21 protein-coding genes are annotated in these 18809 nt (G+C 64.0%); 8 read left to right on the forward strand and 13 right to left on the reverse strand.

Annotated features, from left to right (window positions below; translation table 11 throughout):
• Entirely contained in the window at positions 1-579 is a 579-nt protein-coding gene (locus J7392_RS10650) for a hypothetical protein (RefSeq protein WP_209217517.1), read from the forward strand.
• 19 nt (positions 580-598) lie between these two features.
• On the opposite strand, the gene J7392_RS10655 is transcribed toward J7392_RS10650, so the two are convergent.
• The 6 genes from J7392_RS10655 to J7392_RS10680 all read right to left on the reverse strand — a co-directional run bounded on the left by J7392_RS10655 (position 599) and on the right by J7392_RS10680 (position 6311).
• Complete coding sequence (locus J7392_RS10655) at positions 599-1267, reverse strand: flagellar hook capping FlgD N-terminal domain-containing protein (RefSeq protein WP_067262400.1); 669 nt, start codon at positions 1265-1267, stop codon at positions 599-601.
• Positions 1268-1278: 11 nt separating this feature from the next.
• Entirely contained in the window at positions 1279-2622 is a 1344-nt protein-coding gene (locus tag J7392_RS10660) for a flagellar hook-length control protein FliK (protein WP_209217518.1), read from the reverse strand.
• A gap of 53 nt (positions 2623-2675) precedes the next feature.
• Positions 2676-3305 (reverse strand): hypothetical protein, encoded by a 630-nt coding sequence (locus J7392_RS10665; protein ID WP_209217519.1) that lies wholly within the window; start codon positions 3303-3305, stop codon positions 2676-2678.
• 275 nt (positions 3306-3580) lie between these two features.
• Complete coding sequence (locus tag J7392_RS10670; RefSeq protein WP_209217520.1) at positions 3581-4510, reverse strand: flagellar motor protein MotB; 930 nt, start codon at positions 4508-4510, stop codon at positions 3581-3583.
• 43 nt (positions 4511-4553) lie between these two features.
• A complete protein-coding gene (locus J7392_RS10675) occupies positions 4554-5024 on the reverse strand; it encodes a MucR family transcriptional regulator (protein WP_209217521.1) in 471 nt (156 codons plus the stop codon).
• Positions 5025-5210: 186 nt separating this feature from the next.
• Positions 5211-6311: a hypothetical protein gene (locus J7392_RS10680; protein WP_209217522.1), complete on the reverse strand. Its 1101-nt coding sequence runs from the start codon at positions 6309-6311 to the stop codon at positions 5211-5213.
• Between the two features lie 93 nt (positions 6312-6404).
• Between J7392_RS10680 and motA the strand changes: the two genes are divergently transcribed.
• The 4 genes from motA (at position 6405) to J7392_RS10700 (ending at position 8463) form a co-directional block, all read left to right on the forward strand.
• Complete coding sequence (motA, locus tag J7392_RS10685) at positions 6405-7271, forward strand: flagellar motor stator protein MotA (RefSeq protein ID WP_209217601.1); 867 nt, start codon at positions 6405-6407, stop codon at positions 7269-7271.
• Entirely contained in the window at positions 7268-7525 is a 258-nt protein-coding gene (locus J7392_RS10690) for a hypothetical protein (RefSeq protein WP_209217523.1), read from the forward strand. The genes motA and J7392_RS10690 overlap by 4 nt, the downstream gene beginning before the upstream one ends.
• On the forward strand, positions 7522-7947 hold the full coding sequence (locus J7392_RS10695; protein ID WP_209217524.1) for a hypothetical protein: 426 nt from the start codon (positions 7522-7524) through the stop codon (positions 7945-7947). Before J7392_RS10690 ends, J7392_RS10695 begins: the two co-directional genes overlap by 4 nt.
• Before the next feature lie 177 nt (positions 7948-8124).
• A complete protein-coding gene (locus J7392_RS10700; RefSeq protein ID WP_209217525.1) occupies positions 8125-8463 on the forward strand; it encodes a peptidoglycan-binding domain-containing protein in 339 nt (112 codons plus the stop codon).
• Between the two features lie 30 nt (positions 8464-8493).
• On the opposite strand, the gene J7392_RS10705 is transcribed toward J7392_RS10700, so the two are convergent.
• The 3 genes from J7392_RS10705 to J7392_RS10715 form a co-directional block, all read right to left on the reverse strand.
• Positions 8494-9411 carry an MYG1 family protein gene (locus J7392_RS10705; RefSeq protein WP_209217526.1) on the reverse strand — a complete coding sequence of 306 codons (918 nt, stop codon included), beginning with the start codon at positions 9409-9411 and terminating at the stop codon, positions 8494-8496.
• A gap of 90 nt (positions 9412-9501) precedes the next feature.
• Positions 9502-10584: an alpha/beta fold hydrolase gene (locus J7392_RS10710; protein ID WP_209217527.1), complete on the reverse strand. Its 1083-nt coding sequence runs from the start codon at positions 10582-10584 to the stop codon at positions 9502-9504.
• 103 nt (positions 10585-10687) lie between these two features.
• Complete coding sequence (locus J7392_RS10715) at positions 10688-11404, reverse strand: GntR family transcriptional regulator (RefSeq protein WP_209217528.1); 717 nt, start codon at positions 11402-11404, stop codon at positions 10688-10690.
• Positions 11405-11528: 124 nt separating this feature from the next.
• Here J7392_RS10715 and J7392_RS10720 point away from each other — a divergent pair, with 124 nt between their 5' ends.
• The 3 genes from J7392_RS10720 (at position 11529) to J7392_RS10730 (ending at position 14949) form a co-directional block, all read left to right on the forward strand.
• Positions 11529-12878: a glutamine synthetase family protein gene (locus J7392_RS10720; protein ID WP_209217529.1), complete on the forward strand. Its 1350-nt coding sequence runs from the start codon at positions 11529-11531 to the stop codon at positions 12876-12878.
• Positions 12878-14182, forward strand: coding sequence for an FAD-binding oxidoreductase (locus tag J7392_RS10725; RefSeq protein ID WP_209217530.1), 1305 nt, complete (start codon positions 12878-12880; stop codon positions 14180-14182). The genes J7392_RS10720 and J7392_RS10725 overlap by 1 nt, the downstream gene beginning before the upstream one ends.
• A 71-nt stretch (positions 14183-14253) precedes the next feature.
• Positions 14254-14949: a haloacid dehalogenase type II gene (locus tag J7392_RS10730; protein WP_209217531.1), complete on the forward strand. Its 696-nt coding sequence runs from the start codon at positions 14254-14256 to the stop codon at positions 14947-14949.
• A gap of 3 nt (positions 14950-14952) precedes the next feature.
• Here J7392_RS10730 and J7392_RS10735 read toward each other — a convergent pair whose 3' ends face one another.
• The 4 genes from J7392_RS10735 to J7392_RS10750 form a co-directional block, all read right to left on the reverse strand.
• The gene (locus J7392_RS10735) at positions 14953-15687 is read right to left on the reverse strand and encodes an ABC transporter permease (protein WP_209217532.1); all 735 of its coding nucleotides are present in this window, start codon (positions 15685-15687) and stop codon (positions 14953-14955) included.
• Positions 15684-16619: an ABC transporter ATP-binding protein gene (locus J7392_RS10740; RefSeq protein WP_209217533.1), complete on the reverse strand. Its 936-nt coding sequence runs from the start codon at positions 16617-16619 to the stop codon at positions 15684-15686. Before J7392_RS10740 ends, J7392_RS10735 begins: the two co-directional genes overlap by 4 nt.
• On the reverse strand, positions 16616-17701 hold the full coding sequence (locus J7392_RS10745; RefSeq protein ID WP_247744553.1) for an ABC transporter permease: 1086 nt from the start codon (positions 17699-17701) through the stop codon (positions 16616-16618). Before J7392_RS10745 ends, J7392_RS10740 begins: the two co-directional genes overlap by 4 nt.
• A 98-nt stretch (positions 17702-17799) precedes the next feature.
• Positions 17800-18714 carry an ABC transporter substrate-binding protein gene (locus J7392_RS10750; protein WP_209217535.1) on the reverse strand — a complete coding sequence of 305 codons (915 nt, stop codon included), beginning with the start codon at positions 18712-18714 and terminating at the stop codon, positions 17800-17802.
• Positions 18715-18809: the final 95 nt, after the last annotated feature.

Genomic DNA, 18809 nt, shown 5'->3' on the forward strand with positions numbered 1-18809 from the left:
ATGAAAAAGGCAGCAATCGCATTCGTAGCACTCCCCTTGCTTTGCATGGGTGCGGGCTATGGCGCCGGTCTGGCCCTCGCCCCTGCCCCAGCCGAAGCGGCGGGGACAAAGAGTGATGACAAGACCGCTTATGACGCAAAGGAGACGGCAAAGGACGCCGCCCATGCGCCCGAGAAAGACGCCCATGGCGAGAAAGGTGAGAAATCCGCCAAGGGCGATGAGCACGCGCCGATGGACAGTTATGAACTGGCCAAGGACCGCACGGTGGTGCGTCTTGGGCAGATGACGATCCCGGTGGAGAAGACCAACAGCGTCTCTTATGTGGTCGCGGATTTCGCGCTCAAGATGGGGTCACTGGAATTGGCCGAACGCTACCGCCGCGTGGAAGACGCGACGCGGATGCGCGATTCGCTTTTGCAGGCGATGAACCTAGCCGCCGAAAGTGCCGTGCTGCGCGGCGTGGCGATCGACAGCGAAGCCCTATCGCGGCTGCTGCGGGATCTGATCAGCAAAGAGCATAAGGGCGTCGATGATGTGATGTTCGTATCGCTTTACAAACAAGACGTGGCGCGGCTCTGACACGCGCCACAGCGCAGGCTTAAAGAACCGAACGCACCACGTTGGACAGCACGGATTCCCCGTTATCAAGCTCCAGCTCCGGCCCGTAGGCGGTGAAGTTCACCCGCGTCACTTCGGACCGGGTCAGCGGGGTGACACCCACATCGTTGCCCTCGGCATCCGTTGCCGTGATCTCAACCCGGAAGGTATCGGGCGGCACCGGCAGGCCCACGGAATCGAGGCGGTTCCACTCCACGTCGATCACCTCCCCTTCGGCGGTGGAGGGGCCGGGCATCTCGCGGATCAGGGTGCCGTCTTCGGAGAAGATCCGAACGGTCACCTCCTCCGCCCCGGCATTGAGCTGGTAGCTCAGCGGGAATTCATCTTCGGTCATGCGCACTTGGGTCGAGGGCACCAACACGTCGCGCCCGATCAATTGCAGGTCCGACATTGCACCCACGGTGGAAAGCATGGTCGAGATTTGCTCAAGGCTCGCGTTGGTGGCGATGCTCTGCTCCACTTGGGTCAACTGCGCCAATTGCGAGACGAACTGCGTCGAATCCACCGGGTTCAGCGGGTCTTGGTTCGAAATCTGCGCCGTCAGCAGGGTGAGAAAGCTGTTGTAGCTTTCCTGAAGCTCAGCGGATGAGGTCGCCGCCGCCGAAGTGTTGGCGGTGCTCAGGGTGCTTGCTGTGGTCGCGTCGATCATGGTCTCGCCTTTCAGGTGAGGATATCTAGCTGCCCGGCGCCAAGGCGCGGGCTGGGGGTTGGGGCCAAGGGCGCGGCGTCACCGCCCTGCGCGTCATCGGCCTGTGCTGTGGTCTGGGTGAACGCAGGGCCCTGTTGCTGCCCGCCGTTGCGGCCCCGGTCGCCGAAGGTCTGGAAATCGAGATCCGCATTCTCGGCGCTGATGCCGCGCGATTGCAGCGCGTCCAACAGTTGCTCACGGTCTTGCCGCAGCATGTTCAGGACCGAGGCGCTTTCGGTGGTCATGGCGATCTGCATGCGCCCCGCCTCACTGCGCACGACCTCGATCTCGATCTCGCCCATACCGTAGGGGGAGAGCGAGAAACGCAGCTTGTTGTCCGCCGTATCAAGGCTGCGGATCTGTTGGCTGACGTGTTGGCGAAGCTGTTCTTCCGGCGCGGCGGCAGGGTTCGGCGCGGGGGCCGGCGTGGGCTGCGGCGGGCTGAGGCGTAGCCCCTCGCTCTGCGGTGCCTGCGGCGCGGTCAAAGCGGCGGCCTCGCGCAGGACGGCCTCTGCCGCAGGGGCATTTGCGCCGGGCTGGGCGGCCTTAGCGGTATCGACAGCGGCGCTGAAACGCTCGGCGGCGGCGGTGAGGCGCGGGTCTGCGGCTTCACTGCTCAAGTCCACCTTGGGGGCGGTCGTGCTGCCCTCGGCCTTCGCGGCGAGGGGCGGTTCTGTCGCCCCCACGGTGGCGGCTTTCGGGGCCGGTCCCTCACTCGGCAGGACCGTTTTAAACCCGCTCTGTTCGGCAGGGCCTTCGGCCTGCAACACCGGCGCGCCCCCTTCGGAGGCCATCACGCGCGCCCCCTGCTGGGCCTGCCCCATGGCCATACGCCCCACAACCGGCAGCGCCGCCGAAGCGATGCTCAATTGGCTCGCCGGGGTGGGCAGGCGCAGGGCACCGGCGATCCTCTCCCCCAACGCGGCCTCAAGGCTGGGGTCATCCAAATTCGCCACCGCCTCCAGCGCGCCGAGGTTTTCGGGCGGCGCTTCGCCCAAGGCTTCGGCAAATGCGGCGAGGGCGGCTTTCGGGGTGATCGGCTGGCTGGTTTCCTCCAACCCCGCGAGGGTGTGATCCATCAGGGCCATCAGCCCCTCTGCCGTCTCAAGGTCGATGTCCTCGGGCAGCGTATCGGGGGCGGCTTCCGCCTCTGGCGCGGCGGCTTGCAGGTCTTGGCCCTGCGCCTCCGACTCGCGCCCCTGCCCGGCCAACCCCTGCATCAGGGCGGCAAAACCTTCGGCAGCCCCCTTCTCCGAGGGCTGCCCGAGACCTGCGGCATTCGACACCGCAGATGCTGCCTGAAGTTGAGCGATCATCTGACGTCCTCCAATTTGGGATCCACGGCGGGATTCCGAAGGCTCTTGTAGGATCAGGAGATCCGCACGTTCCCGCGCTGATCTTCAAAGGCGCGGCGTGCGCTGCGGGCCTCGACGAGGGCTTTTAGCCGCAGGGTCCACTGGTTAAGGGTCACCGGCGTCTCTGTCCCGGTCAGCGCACGCAGCGAAATCTGCGCGCCCTCGGCGGGGGCTGCAAAGACCGAATGACTGTCGACCGGACGGCCCCAGTACTGCCCCAGAACCGCGCTCAGCCCCATGCGGAAGGCCGCAGGCTCAAGCCCAAGCTTGAGCAGCTCATCCGCCTCAGCGGCGTGATGGTAGGCCTGACCCAAGGCGTGCAGAACGCTGTCTTCGTCCATCATCGGGAACAGGCCGCGCCCGATGATCCCGATCAGGACTTCGCCCACCAGCGCGCCGGCGGCTTGGGAGATATTGGTGAAATTGTCGCTTTTGCGAATAACGACGAGCGAGCCGTAAGGCACATCGGCGTCGAGTTCTTCGGCAAGGATATCGCCAAGGCAAATGCCCGGGATCGGTTCGATGCAATCAGGCATTGCTACCGGGTGACCGGCCCAATCCTGCATCTCGAAGACCGAAGCTTGAACCGGAATAAGCGCCCGGATCAGCATGTTGAAATGACGGCCATCGGCCGATGAATCCATGTGGCAGGCACCCTTCCAGATGCCACCTATAAGAGAGTTTACCTGCATTTCCGCCTCGTTCAGGACGTTCTGTCCATGGTTTATCCGGGCGATTTTTAAAGGTTTTTTAGGTGCCCGGTGCTCGATTATTACATAAGGTCTAGATCGCAAGACCTTGACCGTCAACAATTTTACAAGACCGTGCCATTTTTTTGGGAATCCGCGGCAGGGATGTCGCACTTTTGCCAAGGTTGTAAATTCGCACAACCGGGCCGGTAGAGCCTTGAAAACAAGGACTACTCGGCTTGATAGACCAAGCGAATCGAGATGCGCCGGTTTTCCGGGGCCAAGGGATCGATCGTGTTGATCGGTTGCGTGTCGGCCACACCCGACACCCGCATAAAGCGCGCGCCTGCAATGCCTGCGGCCATCAGCGTGCGACGCGTGGCATTGGCGCGGTCTGCCGAAAGCTCCCAATTCGTATAGCCATTGTTCGCGCCAAAGGCGGCAGCATCAGTATGACCCACAATCTCGACCGGCTGGTTCTGTTCGGCGATCACGTCGCCAATGGCCAGCAGCAATTCGCGGGTCTTGGGGGTCACGTCCGCACTGCCCCGCGCAAAGAGCGACCGTTCATCTTGGTCCAAGACCTGAACCGTCAGCGCCCCGTTCGATTTCTCCAGCCGGACATTGCGCGCCAGATCGTTCAAAGCGCTGTCCGAGGTGATCCGCTCGGCGATGTCCTCGGCCATGCGGTCGATCTCGGACTGGCGGCGCTCGGATTCCTCGATCGCGGCCAGCGTGGCGGGATCGGCGGGCGCCGCAGGTTCGGGCGCTTCGGCATATTCCACGACCACGGCGGCCGGTTTGTCGCGCAGGCGGCTGTCGAAGACCATCATCGGATTGTCGCGGCCAAAAGTCGGCTTTTGCACATTGCCCGTGTTGTCGACCGCGCCGGTCATCACCCCTGCTGCCATCAACGGGCGCAGGTCCGCCGCAGCATCCGAAGAGGATCCGCCGTCCGACACCGTGGGGGTAAAGTAATTGGCCAGCCCGCGCAGCTTTTCCTCATCCGAGGCGGCAAGGATCCACAGCAGCAGGAAAAACGCCATCATCGCGGTCATGAAGTCCGCATAGGCCACCTTCCAACCGCCGCCATGGTGGGCGTGGCCGCCCTCCGCGTCGTAGCGCTTGATGATGATCATCGCGTTCTTCTTGTCAGCCATCACGCGGCCTCCCGATTACGCAAGACCGGGCACGGGGGCCAGATCAGGAAAGCTCTGCGTTGTTGTCCGATTTGTCGCGGCTGTATTTGCCCAGACCTGCGCGTTTGGCGTATTCGGCCTTGCGCTTGGAATAGCTCGGCGCGACCAGCGGCGTGTCGGCAGGCAGGTTGAACATCACGCGGTATTCCGCTTCGGTCAGCCCATGTTCGGCCCCGAGGTGACGTTTCAGCATCTTGAACCCCTTGCCGCAGCACAGGCAAAAGATCGTGTCTTCGGTCATCGGCTGCTCGCCCGGTGCGGCGGTCATCCCCTGCGCCTTGGGCGCGACGGGGGCCACGGCGGCGGCGGGGATATTGGCCAATGCGGTTGCCGGAGCTTCAGCGGGGGTCGCGCGCAGACGCTCGACCAAGGTCAGGATATCGTCGATGGTCACGTCGCTGCGGCTGGCGAACCCCGAAACGATGGTCGCAATCGCGGTATCGCTCAGATTCTGTTTGGAGGGTACATTAGGCATGAAGCAACTTCCTTGTTAAGTTAATCTTGCCTTCTGCAAGGTTCGCGAAGCATTCAAAGAGCGCTTCGCAAGGGACGCAGCAAAGATAAATAATTCTTCGCCGTTTATTCTTATCACGATTCGAATTGTATTTGGAACCCGCGCAAGCATTGGCAAGCACTTTTTCGCCATATCGTGCGGAATGCATCACGGCTCCATCTGCGCGACGGTCTTGAAGATCGCGCTTTTCGGGGCCGGATCGGGGGCCACGTCATTTCCGGTGGTCTGGGCGATGATCGTGCTGAACAGACCGGTCACCCCCAGCCCTGCCACCGCGATCAGCGGCACATGCAGGGACTTCCACAGGCTCTTGCGGGGCGCGGGCGGCTGCGGCGCTAATGCGGCGGGGTCGAGCAACTCAGGCTCGGGCGCCGGGGGCACCTCGATCGGCGTGCCGAACTCGACAAAGATGCCGCGCGGCATAACCGCGACCTTCACTTCGCGCCGCGCGCAGCTGTCGCTGAAGCCCGCAGGGAAGAGTTCGGCCGGGATGTCGATCACCATGTCATCCTTGGGCCGCCACTCTGCCGCCAGCGTGTCACGGGGGATATAGACCGATGCGAAATCATCCCGAAAGGCGATGTCACGCACCAAGGTCGGCACCATGGGCAGCGGCTGTTCCGGGTTGGAGGCGATTCGCATGCGCCCCCCGGCGAGCCACATCTCAAGACGGACGTAGAAACACTCCCCGGGCTGCACCTCGGCAGAGGGCATATAGCCTTCGGGCGGGCCCGAGCGCAGCTTGCGGCGCTTGCGGTTGCCGATAGGGAAGATCTTGTTGGTGCTAACACGCTGAAACTGGTCCAATTCGGGCCGCTGACGCATCAGCTCGTCGAAATCCAGCCCCTCTTCGCGGGCGAAATTGTAGTTGATCAGATAATCCGCCGCGGTTTCCTCAAGCGTTTTGCTGTCCTGAATGGCCTTCAACAGCGCATTTTCCTCAGAGAACAAGAGCCTACGGCAGGGGTGGCCCTCAACCTCGGGGCTGACGGCAAAGCTGCCCACGGGACGGTCGAGGATATCCGCCACCCGGTCGAAAACTGCATGTTCTTCGTCATTGTGAAAGACCACGAACTCGCAAAGACCGGCGGCATCCATGCACAGCAGCAGCCGCATCTCTTCGGGCCAGCCCGGCACGAGCACCGAAAGCTCGGAGGGATCGACGAAATAGGCGAAGGCATCGGGCTCTTGCAGAGCGTCGACATCACCCTTCAACTCTTCTTTGACCGAAAAACCACTATTCATCATAGAAACCCAAGTTCTTTCCTAGATAATACTTGTATAGGCCCATTCACTCAAGGATAAAGTATGAATAGTTTCTTTTTGGAGGCGTGTGCAGCAATGACACTCTTGCTTGGTCTTGTAATGGTCTTCAGTCTGGTCTTTGGCGGTTTCATGCTGTCGGGGGGCAATATGGACATCGTCCTGCACGCCCTCCCCTACGAGGGCATGATGATCGGCGGCGCCTCCCTGGGGGCCTTCGTGATCGCCAACTCCTTCTCGGTGGTGAAGTCATCGCTGGCCGGGGTGATGCGTGTGATCAAGGGGCCGCGCTGGAAGGCGGCGGATTACAACGATCTGCTGGCGCTGATGTTCGAACTGGCGCGTCTCTATAAGACCAAGGGTATCGTCGCGATGGACGAGCATATCGAAAACCCCGAGGCCAGCCCGATCTTTCAGCGCTACCCCAAGCTGATGAAAGACCACTTCCTGACCGACCTCATCGCCGATAGCTTTCGCATGATGTCGATGCAATTCGATGACCGCTTCCAGATGGAAGACGTGTTGAACCGCAAGATCAAAAAGCACCACCACGAGGCGCTTGTCTCGGCCCGCGCGATCCAGAGCATGGCGGACGGCCTGCCCGCCATCGGCATCGTCGCGGCGGTTCTGGGGGTGATCAAAACCATGTCGTCGATCGACAAGCCGCCAGAGATCCTTGGCGCGATGATCGGCGGTGCCTTGGTCGGCACTTTCCTTGGGGTTTTCCTTGCCTATTGCATGGTGCAGCCCATCGCAGGCCGGTTGGAGCAGATCGAGGAAGAAGACGGCGCGATGTATACGGTGATCCGTGATGTCATCGTGGCCATCGTCGCGGGCCATCCGCCCAGCATCTGCATTGAATTGGGCCGCGGCAACATTCCCACGACGAAACAGCCGAACTTCTCCGCTGTGGAGGCCTCGCAGCGCGAACTGCCTGCGGTATGATGCGCCCCCTGCCCCTGATCGTGCTGATCGCGCTCCTTGCCGGGCCGGGGCTGGCGGCGGGACCGGCCAAGGAGAAGGACGCGGAAGAGGTCGACAAGACCGCCGAAGCAGAGGCCCGCCTGCCCAATTCCATGCGCCGCCACGGTGTCATCGGCCACGTCCCCCCAATGGAGGGGCTGCCGCTGCTCGACGCCGCGGTGCTGGAACGGATGCGCGAGCGGCTGATCGTCCTGTCGCAGGGCGTAGAGCAGTGAAGCCGAAGCGCGGCGACGGGCTGGCCGTGCTCTCGCGGCTGAAACGCTTTGAGATGGAGAATGTCGCGCTGGAGATGGCCGAGGTGAACCGTGCGCTGACCCAGATCGAGAACGAACGCCACAGCCTGATGGAGCAGCTCAACGACCGGGGCGATCCCGATGCGGTGGAATCGACGCGGGTGGTCTCGGCCTTTATCCGCAACGTCTCGGAAACCATCCACCGCAAAGAGGCCGAGGCCGAGCGCCTGCGCGCCGACAGCGCGGGCATCCACGACAGGCTGAACGGGCTTTTCGCCGAGGCCAAGCGCATCGACCTGATCCGCAACCGCCGGGCCGAGGCCCGCAGGCAGGCCCTGCAAGAGGCCGAAACCGCCGCCCAAGCCGAAGGCTTTCTGTCGATCTGGCTCGACGATCAGCGCTAGCGGGCCTATCCATTTACGGGAACTATTTCCGATAATTCCCCTAAATAGCGAATACCGGACAAGAAAAAACCGCAATTCGATTCCATCAATGCCCCATTGAAAATGCCGCCCTGGGGAGGGGGCGCCGAGGCCAACGCGTTTTTATTCCGGCTTCGGTATAGTTTGAGAGGATTTACGATGAAGCGAAGAGGATTTTTCACCGCCGCCGCAATCGGTGCCGCGTCTTTGAGCGTCAGCCCGCTCTGCGCACAATCGGCGGAGGTGACCATCGCCGAGGTGCGCGCCTTGTTCCAAAGCCGCGACCTTGGCGCGCGCCGGATGGTGCAGGACAGCCTGAAACACGAGGGCTATTACAAGGGGGCCATCGACGGCGCATGGGGGCCGGGAACCGAAGCCGCCTTTCGCGCGCTCATGGCCTCCGACCGCTACCAGCGCCACGCGCCGACATGGACGTTTGCCCATGAGGTTCAGGTCAGCGAAACGATGTTTTTCCTGACCTCCGACGCCTATATGTGACTGCGCCCGGGGCCCTTTCGGGCCTCGGCCTTACCCCGCCTCCGCGACCGCCAGTTCGGCCATGCGCAGCGCCGCGTCGCGATTTGCCGCCACGGCGATGAACCGCGCGTTGTGACAGAATTTCGCCCCCGGCACACCGCTTGCGGCCTCCAATTCGGCATCCGTTAGCCCGGCCCAAGCCTCGGGCAGATCGGCGCGGGCCTCGAAACTATCGCCGCTTTTGCGGATCGTGGTCAGCGCCCAATCGTCCCCGCGCGGATGCGCGACGAAGAGCAGGTGATCCGCCCCGGCCTTTTCCACCGCCGAGCGGAAGGGCATGCCCGTGGGCAATTCCAAGACGCGCCCGCTGCCTGCCGCCTCAATCGCCTGCATCACCATCGCCTCGGCCCGGCGTTTGGCGGCCTTGCCCTTGATCGCGGCCTCCACAAAGGCCCGCGCGACCGGCAGGGCGGCCATGAAGGCGCGGTCGTCGGCATCCTCACCACGTTCGTCGAAAACGGGCTTTAGCGTCTCCAAGAGCACCGGCAGGGTCATGCCCGCCAGCGGCCCCGCGACCGAGGGTTCAAGCGCACCATTGTCGATCAGGTCGACCGGCAGCACGAAGCCTTGATCGAAACTGTGGTGGATATCCTCCACATCCGCCTCGGGCACGCCAAAGCTGCGCAGATAGTCGCGGCCATAATGCTGCCAGATCAGCCCGAAAGAGCTGTAGGGCTGGCCATCCTCGCGCAGCGGTCCCGGGCGCTGGTGGTGATCGAAAATCAGCGCGTCGGCGTCATAGTCGCGGCCCACGTCATAGATGATCCGCCCCGCGCCGGGGGTGATCCACGCGGCATCGCGGCTGCGCATCAGCACCGCCTCTGGGTAGAGCCGCGTCAGGATGACGGAGGACAAAAGCTCATCCGCGTGAAAGCCGCCCGAATGGGTGACAAGATGGGTGATGGTCATGGGGCTGGCTCCGCTGCGGCTGGGGAAATCGGTCAATGGTGGCTTGCGCCCCCATACTGCGCGGCGCAGGCCAAGTGCAAGCCGCCCGCCCTAGCGCGACAGCGCGACCAGCGTGGCCGAGACGGGATCGAGGATGAAGGCCCCCACCTGCGCCCGGGCCTGCGCCAACCCATCGCGCCGCTCCGGCATCAACTGCACGAGAGAGGCAAAGCGGTTGTGATGGGTGCCGTCCACCGCGCCGATGGCCGAGATATCGACCAGCAGGACGCCATAGCGTTTGGCCAGCGCCTGCACCGCGGGGGAGCTGGCACTTGTGCGCCCGATCCGAGGCCGCGCCCCGGCAAGCCCCGCCGAAATGCGCAGCGCCCGGTCGTCCGGTGCCACAAGGATGGCCATGGGCGGATCGAGCGGCCCGATCACCTCGACCTGCTTGCGAAAGACATCCACGTCGATGTCGGGCGCTGCGAGGACCACATCGCTCAGCCGCGCGATCACCTCATCCTGCCCCGACAGGCGCAACTGCCGCAGCGCCTCTACCACCAGCCAGCCGCCCATGCTGTGGCCGAAAAGCGTGATCTCGCCCACGTCGGGGTCGGCGGCGAGGGTGCCGAGCATGGCGGCCAGTTCATCGCGCGAATAGAGCGCCGCGTCCTTATCCGCGACATAGCCCACCACCGTCCCGGCAGAGGGCCAAGCGAAGAGGATCGGCTGCTCGGGCAAATGCCCATCCGCCGTCACCTGCGCCAACCGGAAGAGCGATTCCGGGAAGGTCTGGTTGTAGCCATGGACAAAGACCAGCACATCCTGCCGCCCTCGGTCAGAGCGGTGGATATCGAGCCCCGGCAGCGGATCGCGCGCCGTCACCGCAAAGCTGCGGCTCGGGTCTGGCTTCTCATTGGGCCATTCGATCTTGCTGGCCTCATGGTCGGGCGGGATGGCGATGGTGAACCGCTCGTAATTCAGCGCCCACGCGCGGGCGTCGGTATAGGTGCCGGTCTGCGGATCGCGCCCGCGGGTCGAGGCCACGGTGATCGCCAAACTCTGCGCGGCTTCGGCCTCGGGCACCACCGTCAAAGTCTCCCCACCCGGGCGCGGTGCGCAGGCCGACAGCAAGACCACCGCAACCGCGCAGAGCGTCTGTAGCCCCCGGCCCCCAATCCCATGTCGCTGCATAACGCCCCCCGGCCCTTCCTTCGGCGCAGTTCTAGCCCAATCGGCCCATAAAGTCATAGACGAAAGGCCCCTGCGACTGCGACGAAACAGCCCCGCTTTTAACCTACGGCAGCCCGATCTCTCTGCTCGCCTCTGCCGCCAGCAGCTTGCGGCCCGTGTCGAGCACGCCGTCGACGATGTCATTGGCAATCGCCGCGCTCAGCGCCGCGCCATCGCGGGCAGTGAGGGCGGCCAGCACCTCTTTGTGGCGGTCGATTTGATAGTATTCCGCCACCTCGGTGATGACCTGCCGCTGGAAAGGGCCGAGTTGCAGCCAGATGCTTTCGATCATCGGCAAGGACGCCTGCGCGGGGTTCACGGAGTAAAGCATCCGGTGGAAGGCTTGGTTCAGCAGCGTCAGTTGATCCGCGTTCCGCTCGGCCACAAAACGGTCCATGCTGCCGTCGATCTCGGTCAGCCGGTCGATCACGATGTCCGAGATATAGGGCAAGGCGCGCAGGGCGGCGTGGGTCTCAACCGCGATGCGCAGCGCGACCAGCTCCTCAAACCGCTCAGGGGTCATCAGCGGCACGGTCAGGCGGCGGTTGTCCTTGATCTGGATGGCATGTTCCGAACTCAGCCGCCGCACCGCCTCGCGCACAGGGGTCGGGCTGAGGCCGAGCCGCTCCGCAATGCCGCGCATGGTCAGCGAGGTGCCGGGCGTGATCGCGCCCAGCATGATCGCATTGCGCAGCCGCTCGTAAACATATTCCTGCGTCGTCCCGCCCGGAATTTCGGGGATTTCGGGAATGTTGAGCGCATCGTTGTCGGTGTCGATCATCTGGCCGCCTTTGGTCTTTCGTCGCCGACCATACGCGCGGCGACAATTGACAGACAAGCGGATAGTGATATGACATTCCAACAAATGGTATCACATTTTCAGGTTCGATATCGAAAGGAACCCCATGTCTGAAAGCAGAGCCGAAGCGTGGTTGGCGCAACATCCCGAGATCGAATCGATCTTTGCCTGCGTTTGTGACCTCAACGGCACCATGCGCGGCAAACGGGTGCCCGCCGATCAGGTGTCCAAAGTCGTCGAAGGCGGGCTGCGCCTGCCGCTGTCCATCGTCGGCATGGATATCTGGGGCGAGGATGTCGAAAACAGTGAGCTGGTGTTCGAGACCGGGGATTCCGACGGGCTTTGCGATTTCACCGGGCGGCCCCTGATGCCCATCACATGGACCACGCGCCCCACGGCGCTGGCGATGCTTTGGATGCGTCAGGAAAACGGCAAGCCCTTCCCCGGCGATCCGCGCCGCGCGCTGGCCGAAGTGGCCGCGCGGTTCAAGGCCCGCGGCTTGACCCCCGTGGTCGCCACGGAACTGGAGTTCTACCTCTTCGACCCAACCGAGGATCACCCGCAGGCCCCCTGCTCTCCGGTCACGGGCAAACGGCTGGATTCCGACGGTGCGCTGTCGCTGGACGAATTGCAGCATTTCGATGAGTTCCTGAACGAGGTCTATGACGCCTGCGAATTGCAGGGCATCCCGGCGGATGCGGCCATCTCGGAAAACGGGGCGGGGCAGTTCGAGATCAACATGCGCCATGTAGACGATCCGCTGCGCGCCGCCGATGACGCTGTGCTGTTCAAACGTCTGGTCCGCGGCATCGCCCGCAAACACGGCTTCGCCGCCACCTTCATGGCCAAACCCTATGGCGATCTGGCGGGCAGCGGCTTTCACGTTCACTTCTCCTTGGTGGATGAAAACGGCGTCAATGTCTTCGACAATGGCGGGGAGGAAGGCACACCCCTGATGCTCAACGCCGTCGCCGGTCTGCTGGCCACGATGCAGCAAAACACGCTGACCTTCGCGCCGCATGAAAACTCCTACCGCCGCCTGCTGCCGGGCGCCCATGCGCCGACCAATGTCGCTTGGGGCTATGAGAACCGCACCGCGGCGATCCGCATCCCGGGTGGCGATCCCAAGGCCCGCCGTATCGAGCATCGCGTCGCCGGGGCCGACGCCAACCCCTATCTAGTGCTGACGAGCATCTTGGGCGGCGCGCTGTTGGGGATCGAGCAGGACATGCAGCCCGTCGCTCCGATCACCGGCGACGCCTATACAATGAAGCTCGACAACCTGCCGCTCGACTGGGCCACGGCCATCGACGCCTTCCGCAAGGGGCCGGATGTGCCCGGCCTGTTCTCTGCCCGGTTGCAGACTATGATGGTCGAATGCAAGACGCAGGAGTTGCGCAAATTTGCGCGGCAAGTGACCCATTTCGAATATGACACCTATCTGGAGATCGTCTGATGTCGCGCCATCCCTACGCCGGAGACGGCAGCCATACGTCAAGCTACTACGCCGCCTCGGCCAACCCTGCCCCCGCGCGCCCCGAATTGCACGGCGATCACGAGATTGATGTCTGCATCGTCGGCGCGGGCTACAGCGGGCTGTCGACCGGCCTGCATCTGGCCGAAAAGGGCTATAAGGTCGCCATTATCGAAGGCGCGCGCGTGGGCTGGGGGGCCTCGGGGCGTAATGGCGGGCAGATCGTCAACGGTCTGAACGCGAGCCTCCAAACGATCAAGCGCCGCTACGGGCAGGACACCGCGACCTTTGTCGCCGGCCTCGTGCAAGAGGGTGGTGAGATCATCCGTGAGCGGGTCCGCACCTATGACATTCAATGCGACCTGAAGGACAAGAACATCTTCACCGGCCTCACGCCTGCGCATATGCGCGAGTTGGAGGAGCGTCAAAAGCTCTGGCAAAGCTACGGCATCGACAATCAAGAGATGCTGGACAAGGACCAACTGCGCGCCCACGTCAATTCCGACCTCTATGAGGGCGGGCTGATCGACCATTCGGGCGGCCATATGCACCCCCTGAACCTCGCCCTCGGCGAAGCGGCGGCGTTTGAGAAAAACGGCGGCACGATCTATGAGATGTCCCCCGTGACGGATGTCGATCACGACGCCCCACGCCCCGTGGTCAGAACCGCCAAGGGCACGATGACCTGCAAGACGCTGGTGCTCTGCGGCAATGCCTACCTTGGCCATGTGGTGCCCACGCTGACCCCGCGGGTGATGCCCGTCTCGACCCAAGTCATGGCCACCGAACCGCTGAGCGAGGCGCAGGCCCATGCGCTGCTGCCCACCGATGCCTGCGTCGAAGACATTCGCTATATCCTCGACTATTACCGCCTGTCGGGTGACAAACGGATGCTCTTTGGCGGCGGCACCGTCTATGGCGGCGCGGACCCGCGCGACATCAAGGCCAAGCTCAAACGCAATATGGACAAGGTCTTCCCCCAGTTGAAAGACGTGAAGATCGACTATGCCTGGAGCGGGAATTTCGCCCTTTCCTTCAGCCGCGTGCCGCAGATGGGCCGGATCGGTGACAACACCTATTTCGCCCATGGCTACAGCGGCCACGGCGTGACCGGATCGCATACCTTCGGGCGCATCCTTTCCGAGGCGATCGACGGCGACCTCACCCGCTTTGACGTTTTCGCCAATGTGCCATGGTTCCCCTTCCCCGGCGGGCGGATGTTCCGCGTGCCCTATTCGGTCGTGGGATCGTGGTGGTACGGGCTGCGCGACCGTTTGGGTGTCTGAAACCTTTTGACAGGGCCGGGGGTTTCTTCACAGTGACGGGCACGGCGCACGTCATGAGTGGAAGGACCCCCATGCCCGATCAAAAGCCCGCCTCCGTGATCGTCTTCGACGTCAACGAGACCCTGCTCGACATCACCACGTTGGAGCCGCTCTTCACGCGCCTCTTCGGCGACGCCTCGGTGCTGCGCGAATGGTTTGCCGAGCTGATCCTCTATTCCCAGACCATGACCCTCTCGGGCCGCTACGCGCCCTTTGGCGCACTGGCGGGTGGCGTCTTGCGGATGGTCGGCGCGAACAAAGGCATGGCGGTGACGGATGAGGACCTGGCCGAGTTGAAATCCCGCATCGGTTCCATGCCCGCCCACCCGGATGTCGCCCCTGCCCTGCGCAGGCTGCAAGAGGCGGGGTTTCGGCTGGTCACGCTGACCAATTCGCCCCCTTCCCCCGCGCCCACGCCGCTAGAGAAAACTGGCATCGCTGATTTCTTCGACCGCAGCTTTAGCGTTGATGAGGTGGAAAAATTCAAACCCCATCCGGCGACCTACCAGATGGTGGCCGATGCGTTGGACCTACAAACCGATGACCTTTGCATGGTGGCCTGCCACCTGTGGGACACCATCGGCGCGCAGGCGGCGGGCTGTCAGGGGGCTTTCCTCACCCGGCCCAACAACAACCTGATCGAGGTGCAAGAGGTGCCGCAGCCGCATTACCTCTCGGACGATCTGGCGGATTTGGCCGAGCAGATCATCGCCGCGAACGGGCGCTGATCCTCAGCCGCCCATGCGCCGCGCCAGCCGCGTTTCAAGCTGGACCATGGCGTCATAGATCAGCACCGCAAACAGGCCGACCGCCAGCCCGCCCTGCACCACGAAGGCGGTGTTATTGGTCAAAAGCCCCGCGATGATCACCTCACCCAAGGTCCGCGCCGCCACGGTCGAGCCGATGGTCGCCGTGCCAAGCGCGATGACCACCGAAAGCCGAATGCCCGTCAGCGTCACCGGCAGGGCTAGCGGCAGTTCCACCCGCCACAGCCGTTGCCAACGGCTGAGCCCGATGCCGCGCGCGGCCTCCATCGTGGCGGGCGGCAAGTTGGTGAGCCCGGTAACCGCATTCTCGAAGATCGGCAGCAGGCCATAGAGAAACAGCGCCACCAGCGTCGGCCCCGCCCCGAAACCCAGGGCCGGAACGGCCAGCGCCAGCACCGCCACGGGCGGGAAGGTCTGGCCCATATTGGTGATGGTGCGCGACAGCGGGCGAAAGGCCGCGCCCGCCGGGCGGGTCACGAGGACCGCCAGCGTCACCGCCACTACCGTCGCCGCAGCCGAAGCCATGGCCACCAGCGCCAGATGGCTTAGCGACAGCGACAAGAGCGAGGCGCGGGTGTAGATCACCGGACCATTCTCCGGAGCCAAGGGCGCAAGCAGCGGGGTGAACCACTCAGGCCGCATGACCAGCGCCAGCAGCACCGCCACCAGAAGCGGCCGCAGGATCCAGCCGATCCTCATGCGTGCTGCCCGGCCCGGGCGCGGATTGCATCAAGGGTCACCCGGCCCATCGGCACCCCGTCTTTCGCCACCGGCACCGCCGCGCGCCCTGTCCACAGGCAGGCCGAGAGCGCGTCGCGCAGGCTGGCATCGGCGGGCAGCGCTTCGCCTTCGGTGCTGCCCTCTTCCACCAATTCCGCGACGGGGATCAATGAAAGAAGCCGCAGGGGCCGCTCCACATCGCCGACCATATCCGCTACGAAATCCGTTGCGGGCGCGGCGATGATCTCGGCCGGCGTGCCGTGCTGCACCAGATGCCCCCCGTCCATGACCGCCACCCGGTCGCCCAGCCGGATCGCCTCTTCCATGTCGTGTGTTACCAACATGATCGTCGACCCCAGCCGCTGCTGGATGTGCCGCAGGTCTTCCTGCGCGCGGGTGCGAATGATCGGGTCCAACGCGCCAAAGGGTTCGTCCATCAGCAACAGATCGGGCCGCGACGCCAAAGCCCGCGCCACGCCGACCCGCTGCTGCTGCCCGCCTGACAGTTCCGCCGGATAACGGTCGCGGAATTGCGCGGGGTCCATCGAGAAAAGCGCAAGCAGCTCATCCACCCGCGCCGCGATCTTTTCGCGCGGCCAGCCCAGCAGTTGCGGCACCGCGCCGATGTTGCGCCCCACCTTGTGATGCGGGAACAGCCCGTGGCCCTGAATGGCATAGCCGATGCGCCGCCGCAGGATATGCGGCTTGACCGACAGCGTGGAGTCGCCATTGATCCGCACCTCGCCCGAGGTCGGTTCCTCCAACCGGTTGATCATCCGCAAAAGCGTGGTCTTGCCCGAGCCTGAGGTGCCGACGATCACCGTGATCGTGCCCGTCTCCACCGTCATCGACACGGAATCCACCGCCTGGATATCGCCATAGGTCTTGGTAATGCGGTCGATCTCGATCATGTGCTGTCCTTTGGGGTCTTGCGGGTCAGTTCGACCAATATGTCCATCACGATGGCCGCCGTCAGGGCCAGCACCACGGTCGGCAGGGCACCCAGCAGGATCAGGTCGGTCGCGGTTTGGTTCAGCCCCTGAAAGACGAATGTCCCGAAGCCCCCACCGCCGATCAGCCCGGCGATGACCGCGAGCCCGATGTTCTGCACCAAGACGATGCGCAGTCCGGTGAGGATGATCGGCAGGCCAAGCGGCAGTTCCACCCGCAGCAGCCGTTGCAGCGGCGTCATCCCCATGCCCCGCGCGGCCTCAAGCGCCGCAGGCGGGGCAGAGGCCAGCCCCGCCACGGTATTGCCGACCACAGGCAGCAGTGAATAGAGCACCAGCGCCAGAAAGGCGGGCGCAAAGCCGATGCCAGCGATGCCAAGCGCACGCGCGCCCGGCAGATTGGCCCCCACCCAGCCGAGGATCGGGATCATCAGCCCGAACATGGCAAGCGAGGGAATGGTTTGCAAAAAGCTCAGCACCGGCAAGGTAGCTCCGCGCAGCCCGGCAAGACGGTGACAGAGCACGCCAAGCGGGAAGCCGATCACCGCCGCCGCGGCGAGAGAGCCGAAGGCCAGCCCGAGATGGCGCAGGAACTCCCGGCCAAAGGCATCGGCCCGGCTGGCGTATTCCTGCATCACCGAAAGCTCCGACAGCGCCCCCGACCACAGGATCGCGCCAAGCACCGCAAGCACGCCCGCCAGCACGGCCCCGCGCATCAGCGGCCCCGGTGCCATCGCGGCAAGCGCATCTGCCATGAGCAACATGAAAACGACCAGCAGACACCAGAAGCCCACCGAGGGCGAGACACGGGCGTAGTCACCCGCCTCGGCCAGCAGGCCGGAGGCGCCTTGGGTCAGCAGCCACAACAGCCCGCCCAAGCCCAAAGCCGCCCCGGCAATACGCAGACCATTACGGCCCGCAGGCAGCCCCATCAGCAGCCCCGCCCCGATCGCCGCAAGCCCCAGCAGCACCACCAGCAGGCTGGCCACGCCCCATGCCATCACCCCTTCGCCCGCCACGATCCGGTTGGCGGCAAGGGTCATGAAAGGCACGAAAAGTGCCGCCGCGCCCAGCACAGCGAACAAAAGCCCCGGCGCAGAAACTCCTGCGCCGGGGCCAGTTATTGTGCGGGCGGCGGAGATCAGTCCAGCACCCCGGTCTCGGTCAGATAGGAGCGTGCCACGGCCTCAGCAGGCTCCCCGCCGACCTGAATGCGACCGTTAAGCTTCTGCAGGGTCGCCATGTCGAGCCCGGCGAAGATCGGGTTCAGCACCTCGGCGATTTGGGGGTATTCCTCCAACACCTCGGCGCGGACGATGGGGGCGGGTTCATAGACCGGCTGCACGCCCTTGTCGTCTTCCATCACCACCAGACCCGTGGCACCCACGCCGCCATCGGTGCCGTAAACCATCGCCGCATTTACGCCCGATGTGCCCCGCGCAGCCGCCTGAATGGTCGCAGCCGTGTCGCCGCCCGACAGGATCACGGTCTGGTCTTGGCTCAGCTCGAAGCCATAGGTCTCCTGCATCGCGGGCAAGACAGCCGGAGAGGACACGAATTCGGTCGAGGCGGCGAGTTTCACCTCACCGCCCTCGGCCACCCATGCGCCGAAATCGGACATGGTGGTGAGGTCATTCTCCTCGGCCACCGGGCCGGTCACGGCGATGGCCCAGGTGTTGTTGGCCGGTGCGGAGTCGAGCCATGTGACGTTATTCTCACTGCCGTCCAATTCCTTGGCGCGGGCATGGGCCTTGGCGGCGTCTTTCCAGACATCGCTTTCCGCTTCGTTAAAGAAGAAGGCCGCGTTGCCGGTGTATTCGGGGTAAATGTCGATCTGGTCCGACAGGATCGCTTCGCGCACGACCTGCGTGCCGCCGAGTTGCAGACGCCGCTCAACCGGCAGGCCCGCGTCTTCGAGCGCCAGTGCGATGACGTTGCCCAACAGGCCGCCTTCGGTGTCGATCTTCGACGATACGGTGATCTCAGCCGAGGCGGCAGAGGCCAAAGTGGCGGCAAGGCCAGCGGCGGCGGCAGTGGAAAGAATGCGGGGACCCATGGGCGAGAACTCCTTGAAACAATGGCCTGACACGGCGACATGCCGTTTGAAAACGGTAAGATAGCTGGCAATTTCGCGAAACCAAGGCGGGATCG

It is taken from the genome of Sulfitobacter sp. R18_1, from assembly GCF_017743915.1.
In the GTDB taxonomy this organism is placed as follows: Bacteria; Pseudomonadota; Alphaproteobacteria; order Rhodobacterales; family Rhodobacteraceae; genus Sulfitobacter; species Sulfitobacter faviae.